Origin of the sequence: Candidatus Chloroploca asiatica, assembly GCF_002532075.1 — a bacterium.
Taxonomy (GTDB): domain Bacteria; phylum Chloroflexota; class Chloroflexia; order Chloroflexales; family Chloroflexaceae; genus Chloroploca; species Chloroploca asiatica.
Genome location: NZ_LYXE01000079.1, coordinates 1 through 7,748, shown reverse-complemented (window position 1 = coordinate 7,748; position 7,748 = coordinate 1). Strand labels below are relative to the sequence as shown.

General features: G+C 58.2%; 7 protein-coding genes. 2 read left to right on the top strand and 5 right to left on the bottom strand.

The window, feature by feature from the left end; genetic code table 11:
• Window positions 1-86: 86 nt before the first annotated feature.
• The 4 genes from A9Q02_RS09295 to A9Q02_RS09280 form a co-directional block, all read right to left on the bottom strand.
• Complete coding sequence (locus A9Q02_RS09295; protein WP_245860474.1) at window positions 87-1,532, bottom strand: sensor histidine kinase; 1,446 nt, start codon at window positions 1,530-1,532, stop codon at window positions 87-89.
• 6 nt (window positions 1,533-1,538) lie between these two features.
• Complete coding sequence (locus tag A9Q02_RS09290) at window positions 1,539-2,447, bottom strand: alpha/beta hydrolase (RefSeq protein WP_245860473.1); 909 nt, start codon at window positions 2,445-2,447, stop codon at window positions 1,539-1,541.
• Window positions 2,440-3,102 (bottom strand): SAM-dependent methyltransferase, encoded by a 663-nt coding sequence (locus A9Q02_RS09285; RefSeq protein WP_097652250.1) that lies wholly within the window; start codon window positions 3,100-3,102, stop codon window positions 2,440-2,442. Before A9Q02_RS09285 ends, A9Q02_RS09290 begins: the two co-directional genes overlap by 8 nt.
• A gap of 94 nt (window positions 3,103-3,196) precedes the next feature.
• The gene (locus A9Q02_RS09280) at window positions 3,197-3,862 is read right to left on the bottom strand and encodes a YIP1 family protein (protein ID WP_097652248.1); all 666 of its coding nucleotides are present in this window, start codon (window positions 3,860-3,862) and stop codon (window positions 3,197-3,199) included.
• Window positions 3,863-4,027: 165 nt separating this feature from the next.
• Between A9Q02_RS09280 and A9Q02_RS09275 the strand changes: the two genes are divergently transcribed.
• Window positions 4,028-5,437: an MFS transporter gene (locus A9Q02_RS09275; RefSeq protein WP_097652246.1), complete on the top strand. Its 1,410-nt coding sequence runs from the start codon at window positions 4,028-4,030 to the stop codon at window positions 5,435-5,437.
• Window positions 5,438-5,488: 51 nt separating this feature from the next.
• A complete protein-coding gene (locus A9Q02_RS09270; RefSeq protein ID WP_097652244.1) occupies window positions 5,489-6,106 on the top strand; it encodes an ATP-dependent Clp protease proteolytic subunit in 618 nt (205 codons plus the stop codon).
• Between the two features lie 190 nt (window positions 6,107-6,296).
• On the opposite strand, the gene A9Q02_RS09265 is transcribed toward A9Q02_RS09270, so the two are convergent.
• On the bottom strand, window positions 6,297-7,364 hold the full coding sequence (locus A9Q02_RS09265) for an alpha/beta hydrolase (protein ID WP_245860472.1): 1,068 nt from the start codon (window positions 7,362-7,364) through the stop codon (window positions 6,297-6,299).
• Window positions 7,365-7,748: the final 384 nt, after the last annotated feature.

The following is a 7,748-nucleotide window of genomic DNA, read 5'->3' as shown; positions in this document are numbered from 1 at the left end:
GTAGCGAGCGTGCTCGCGCGCATAGCCGCAATTGGCCTAAGCATAGCTGGTTTTTCAGCGGCGAAGACGGGCAGCGTGGAGTGTGTTCAGTTAACATAACGCATTGGTAGCCAGGCGCGGATTTCGGTACCTTCACCGGGGCGCGAGAGGATCGTCAGGCGTCCGTCGAGCACGGCAGCACGCTCGCGCATCTGGCGCAGGCCCAGGTGTGGACCTGACTGCTCGGCCTGCGCACCCGGATCAAAGCCGACGCCATCATCACGCACAACAATCTGGAGCCCGTCATCCACGATTTTGAGCATGACCGCGATGTGCTGTGCGGCGGCATGTTTGGCGGCATTGTTCAAGGCTTCCTGCACAAACCGAAACGCCGCGAGCTCGAGCACATGGGGGAGATCGGGCGGCAGGTTGCTCAGTTCAAGTTGAAGTTCCCAATCCTGTTGGCTGGCAAAATCGGCGACAAAACGACGCAAAGCTGCGACAAAACCAAGCTGGCTCAACTCCATGGGCCTCAGCGCAAAGATGGCCCGGCGCAACTCTTCGATCTGATGCCGTAGCGTAACCTTGACCGAAGCAAACTCTTCGGCGAGGCGCTCTGGTTCCTGGTCGAGCCAGTCTTCCCAGAGGGCAATGCGCATCCGGAGAAAGGCAAGGCTCTGGGCGACGCCATCGTGGAGATCGCGGGCAATCCGGGTTCGTTCTTCGGTGATGGCCTGCTCGAGGGCGGCAATACTGGCTAACTCACGCGCACGGCGGCGGCTCCCCTTGATGCCTTCGGTTAATTCACCAGCCACGGTGACGAGCAGCGTCGTCACCGTTGGCTCAAGTTCGAGGTGCGTCTGGGCCGTGAGTGCTATGGTAGCGGGCGCCGCGTCGGTAATGCGCTGGACATCAACGACATATCCCTCGATCCAGCCAATCGGCTCATCATCGCGTTCGGCAAGCGGCACCAGCACACAGGCGGCCAACCCTTGAGGGGGTTTGCTCCGTGGGAACAGCACCGTGGGCGTACGTACCCGTCCTGGCTCACCCATCACGCCAAACGCCGTACGGGCCAGGGCCAATTGATCCTCGGAAAGGCCAACGCAACGCGCTGTCAGGGCGACACCGTGATCATCTTCGAGTACCAGCGCCATCGCACGTGCCCCCAGTAGACGAGGTGGCAGGGTCATCGCATAATCAAGCACATCATCAAGTGAGTCACTACTGGCGACCCGCTGATTCAACTCATAGAGCAACTCGAGGCGGGCATTGGCCGAGCGCAACTCGTCAAGCATATTCGCCTCGGTCGTCAGGCGGCGCTGCTCCTGACGGGCAGCCCAACTCAGAACCGCATAGATCGCGCCCGCCGCCATAGCACCCCAGAAGAGAGCCTCAAGCGTCTGGACAACGGGCGGCATTGGGCGTAGATCAATCAAGAGCGATTCGACCAGACGGGTGAGGGCAAAGATCAGGCCCACCACCCCGGCCAGCGGCCAGCGCAAACTGCGCAGGGCGACAATCATATCGGGAGGCTGTGATTTTGATGGCATAGGTAGCTAGTGCATGGCGTTCCAGTGCAAAGGCAGCGTCGCGGCGAGATAGCGGTCGGCACTATGCCAGGTATGATCGCCACCCTCGAGCACCGGCGACGCGATCGCATTGGCAATCCCGAGGCTCCGCAACACCCGCACCAGATATTCACCACGGTAAAAATTGGAACCCCACGGCTCAAGCGTTTGCGGGCCATACTGGATCACCCAGGTGAGCCGCTGGAGGGCGGCCCGATCGGCGCGCAAGAGCAGGCAGATCGGATTATTGCTGGTGAGATGGACAAGATCGGGCGGTGCCCCAAAGACCGGGGCGAACATTGGTTGCGCAAAGAGGCCATCGGCGCTGCGGGCGGTATTTCCTCCATCAGAAGCATACGGAAATGAGCCATCAAATGCTCCGACGCTGACAAAGCGTTCCGGATGCAACGCCGCCGCCTTGACCGCCATATAGCCCCCGAGCGAAAAGCCGACGATGCTCCGGGATGGTGACAGTGTCCGAAAACGGCGGTCAACGGTAGGCAGCAACTCTTCAAAGAAAAAGCGCTGGAAGCGACCGGTGCCAACGCCGGGGACAGACTGTGTCCGTTCGGGACTATGAAAATCAGTCAACATCCCAGGCACCGCATTGTCATCGCTGGCCATTCCGGGCATCACGAGGATCATTGGGCCAATACGTTCTTCAGCACGCAGACGCTCATAGATATCGACCGCGGTTGATGATCCGCGACTGGCATCCTCAGTGGCATTGACCCATTCACGCTCGTGCCCCCGTAGCAAATAGAGCGTCGGGAAGCGCCGGCGCGGCTCGGACGCATACTCAGGTGGCAGATAGACATACAGCGAGCGTACTACCCCAAGCACCTGGCTCCTCAGCCGTACCAAGCGCACACGATGATCAATATTCACATCAACCATAGCGGATTATCCGTTTATTTGCGAAAAGTCGCGATTCGCGACCATCGCGATTCGAGTAGAGAACGATACCATTGCCCCACTGATCCGGGTAGCGTCCTTTTTGGGCAAACACACCTTGAGCGACAACGGTTGCGTGGCACGTAGGATTATTGTAAATGATCACCAATTCCCTCGCTGCCTCATGAACCGAGCGCATCAGGGCCTGAACGACCGGTTGCATCACGTTTGCGGGAAAGGGATTGTACAAATAAACAATGTTGTAGGCGTCATAACCAGCGAACATTGAGGCATCACCATGGAAGACATGCGCCCTCTGTGCCTTTAACCGTTTGAAATTCCGCGTGGCGATAGCGGCGAGTTGTTCCGACAACTCAATGCCGTCCACGCGCACGAACGGGAACGCAAGCATCGTTCGCATCGCGCTGCCCTTGCCGCACCCGATATCAAGAATGGCATCCTTGGAGGTAATCTTCAAATCGGTCAAGATACGCCTGAGGTATTTGTTGCCAGAAGGAGAAGAGCGAAATGCGTACGTTGGATCAAGACCTGCATCTTCGGCGCGCACAGCGGTCAAGAAATCCAACCCACGAAGCCTGTCGGCGAAAATCATGGCGGCAAGAGCCACGTGCGCTGGGGTAAATGATGGAAGCTTCATACTGATCGACCTATTGTAGCAACAGAGAAGCAGTTGTGCAATACGCCGGTTGGGGCACGGCGCCGCCGTGCCCCAACCGGCGCTCGCCTCTTCTTCAGCCCTGATTCAGCAGTGTAATCAAGAGTGCCGATCCCCCAAAGAGGGCCATAAACCCACCGACGATGAGGGCGATTGCCAGGATCCATGAGATGAATGCTCGCACGAGTGAGATCTGGTGTGCTTCAGCAAGACCGACAATGCTCAGGAGCCCGGCCCATCCCCAGAGTCCCGCCTGCGTTGCATAGACTGTTGTGGTTATGTGCCTTGCTGAGGCTGGGAGGGCAAGTGCGAGGATCCAGAGGGGGAGCCCAACTAGCATGGGCATACTTGACCAGACGAGGGCTCGCCGCACATGCCAGGGACTGGCCCGCCCCCCGAGCATCCATCCGCCGGCACGCAACAATACCCCCCCGAGCATCAGGACGACCCCGCCAAAGAAGGGCCCTGCGAGTAGGATCAGTGCGAGCAATTCACCATTGCTCAACTCGACGCCAAGTCCTCCCCATGCGGCCCAGCCAAAGAGCAGGCTTATACCCGCGAAGCCACTGAGGATCCACGTTTCAAGCGTTGAACGCAATGCCACCGCTGAGCGCAAGGCCAGGCGTGGCTGATACCAGATCGTGCGCCACGGATTGACATAACGATAGTTTGTTATCGTTTGCCCGGATCGTCGCGCAGGTTCATGAACGTCGGTGATGGTTGGCCTCTTTGGTTCGTTCATGTCCTGTCCATATCTCTCTGCATCTCTTGCCGCAAAGCGCACAGGGATTATACCTTTTTTGAGGGTAGTGGTGATATAGTAATCCTTACGGATACGTGGGGCTTGTGCTGGCAAAAATGGCCGTTTTCACCAGTACAAGAACATAGAACAGAGGAGCAGTGCGTTATGGCTGAGCAGGCTACACCTCCAGCGTCGGTGGGTGCGGTTCATGAACGCTTGCCGCTGAAGACTCGTCTTGCGTTTGGGGCCGGTGATGTGAGCCCTGGCATGGCGGCGATTATCGTGGGGTTTTTCCAGGCGCTCTTTCTGACGACGGTGGCCGGGCTCAACCCTGGCGCGGTCGGGCTTATTCTGTTGCTCAGTCGGGTGTGGGATGCGATTACTGATCCTTGGATGGGCCTGATTAGCGACCGGACGCGCTCACGGTTTGGGCGTCGGCGTTTCTGGATGTTGGTGGGGGCAGTGCCGTTTGGCCTAATCTATATGCTGCTCTGGTGGGTGCCGCCGCTTGGTGAGACCGGGCGGTTTTTCTATTATCTGGTGGTCATTCTGGCCTTCAATACGGCGTATACGATCGTGAATGTGCCGTATACCTCGTTGACGGCCGAGTTGACGAGTGATTACGATGAACGCACTGCGCTCAATTCGTTTCGGTTTGCCTTTAGCATCGGCGGGAGCCTGATTGCCGGGGTGCTGCATGGCATCCTGATTACGCGTTTCTGTCTCGATCCGAATCGTTGTCTTCCTGCCGAGTCCCAGGCAGGCTATTTCTTCTCGGCGATCATCTTTGGCTTCGTGATGATCTGGCCCTATCTTTGGTGTGTGTTTGGTACCCGCGAGCGCTATACGCCCCCGGCCACGACGATGACGATGCCGCTGCGTCAGCAATTCCAGATTGCACTGCGCAATCAGCCCTTCCTCTTTGTCATTGGCGTCTACCTCTGTTCGTGGATGGCGCTTCAGATTACTCAGAATGTGATCGGTTTTTATTTAACTTTCTACCTGCGTCGGGCCGATATGTTCCCGATTGTGCTGCTGGCTGTGCAGGGTTCGGCGATGATCTTTCTCTTTGTCTGGAGCGCGGTGAGCCGTCGGATTGGCAAGCAAAAGGTTTATTATATTGGCATGTGCTTTTGGATCGCCGTGATGTCTGGGCTTTTCTTCGTTGGTCCTGACCAGATTACGCTGGCAATTGTGCTGGCGGCGCTGGCGGGGGTCGGCATTGCGACGGCCTACCTGGTGCCCTGGAGCATGTTGCCCGATGTGGTCGATCTTGATGAACTGAACACGGGTCAGCGACGCGAGGGCATCTTTTACGGGGTGATGACCTTTACGCAGAAGACGGCGGTCGGGGTTGGCATTGCGTTGACGTTGCAGGCTTTGCAGTGGTACGGCTTCAATCGCGATCTCTTGCCCGGCGAACAACCCGAAAGTGCGCTGCTCGCCCTGCGCTGGATGATCGGCCCGGTGCCAACGGTGCTGTTGGTGATCGGCATGATCCTGGTGTATCGTTACCCGCTCACGCGGGAACGTCACGAGGCAATTCTGACACAATTAGCCGAGCGCAAGGGCTGAACGTGCTATACTACTTTTACGGAAGTTCGTCCCGCAATAGAAAGAATATGTATGGCTTCGTTGCCAGTCCCTACCATTATTGAGCGTACTGCTCGTGGTGAGCGCTCGTGGGATATCTTTTCACGGATGTTGCAAGAGCGGGTCATCATGATCAGTACGCCGATTGATGATGATATGGCGTCACTCGTGGTGGCTCAGTTGCTGGTGTTGCAACATCAAGATCCTGAGCGAGATATTTGGCTCTATATCAACAGTCCCGGCGGTGTGATCCGTGCTGGCCTGGCGATTTACGATACGATGCAACTGATTACGCCCGATGTCTGTACGGTATGCGTCGGACGTGCGGCAAGCATGGCGACGGTGCTGCTTTGTGGTGGGGCGAAAGGCAAACGCTTCTCACTCCCGCATGCGACTATTCACTCGCATCCTGCCGGGGGTGGGGCCGAAGGCTATGCCCCCGATGTTGAGATTCAAGTCCGCGAAATGCTGCGTCTCCAGCGGATGATTCGCGAATTGATGGCGAACCATACCGGCCAGACGCTCGAACGGATCGAGAAGGATTTCAACCGTGATGCCTATTTGACGCCTCAGGAGGCGATTGAGTACGGCTTGATTGACGCGATCCTTGATCCTGCCGAACATTCGCGCAGCGGGCAATCATCACATTGATGATCCCCCGCTGGGTGGTGGTGGTGAGCATGCCAGCGGCGTCAGGCCGTAGCTCACCGTTTTTTGACGCAAAGGCGCAAAGCTTTGTTTTTGACGCAAAGGCGCGAAGATTTTATATATCTTTCTGGATACCTTTGCGCCTTTGCGCCTTTGCGTCATCTCTCTGGACAGCTTTGCGCCTTTGCGTCACTTATGCGAGCCGTAATTTGGCCGCCAGCCATGTCACCGTCGTGCCGATCGTTGCAGGTTCGCTCGGCAGTGAGACATGGCTTGCGCCTGGGATGAGGTGAAATTCGCCCCAACCCTCGGTTGTGGTGCGTACTGCTTCGGTGGCTTCGGCAGAGACAATGGCATCCCGTTCGGCATAGATCAAGAGCAGCTGCGGGCGGGTCGCCTGGGCCTTCAACCGGCCTAGGCTTTCCATGAGATCGAGGTGATCAAAAAGATCCCAGGTGCCAATCTCAGCCCGAATGCCGCTGGTCTGCCAGGCGCGCACAACATGGTAGATTGTGCCGTCGCGAAAGAGATGCAGCAGCGTCGGGCGCAGGATGCGCAGGGCTTCGCTCCGCTGTACCTGGCGATACTCGTCGGCATTGAGGCGCAGTTGCGGCGCCACTTCCCAGAGCACCAGGGCATCGCAGGGCGTACCTTCAGCGACCGCACGGGCCGTCACCGCCCCACCAAGGCTCATACCGAGCAAGGCAACGCGGTCATAGCGCTCGCGGAGCCAGCGCGCCGGGGCGGCGACGCTCTCGAGAATCGCTGGATAGGCCTGGGCGCGGGGACTTTCGCCGTGCCCATCGAGATCAATGAGCAGCACGGCAAGGCCTTGTCCAATGCATTCGTCGGTGAGCCGCCAGGCATAGAAGGTCTTGTCGCACCCCGAGCCGTGAGCGACACAGACCGCTGATCGCGCCCCGGTGTTTGGGGTGATATGCAGGGCGGGAACCAGGCCATAGGCCCCTTCGATCGCAACGCGCTCAATCGTCCGATCAAGATATTGTCCGGGTTGCAACCGGAGGCGTGGGTTGAGTCGCGGGCGGCTCAGGCTCGCCAGGCCAACCTGGAGGGCCGCGGCCACAGGCAGACTCGTTGCCAGGGCCAGTGGCTTTGGACGGGCCATTGCCAGGGCACCGACGCTGACCAGTGGCCCCAGGCGGCCTAACCCCCACGTCAACCCGCGTAACTCACCCTGCCCGGCTAGACCTTCCATTAAACCCAGCCAGAACCCGATCCCACTGAGAAAAGAACGTAGCATAGATCCTCGATGCCCCCTCGCTTCGCTCCTGAGAAACAAAACCCATGAAGACCTCACAGGTCTTCATGGGTTTTAAGAATTAAAACAGGGAGTGCCGACTTCAGTCGGCTTCCGGCTTAGCCGACTAAAGTTGGCACTCCGGTTTGCCTGATGTAATGTTTAAAAACCTTCTCGACCTGTGAGGGCTTACCCATAGCCTCTGTCTAACTATAACACGCCCTTTTCGGTGCGCCAACATGCCAGTTATGCTGGCCTGAGGCGATTGCATCATACGAAACCGGATACAACGCGGCACCCGCAAGGGGTACCCGTACCGGGGTGGGGCACCCGCAAGGGGTGCCCGTACCGGGGTGGGGCACCCGCAAGGGGTGCCCGTACCGGGGT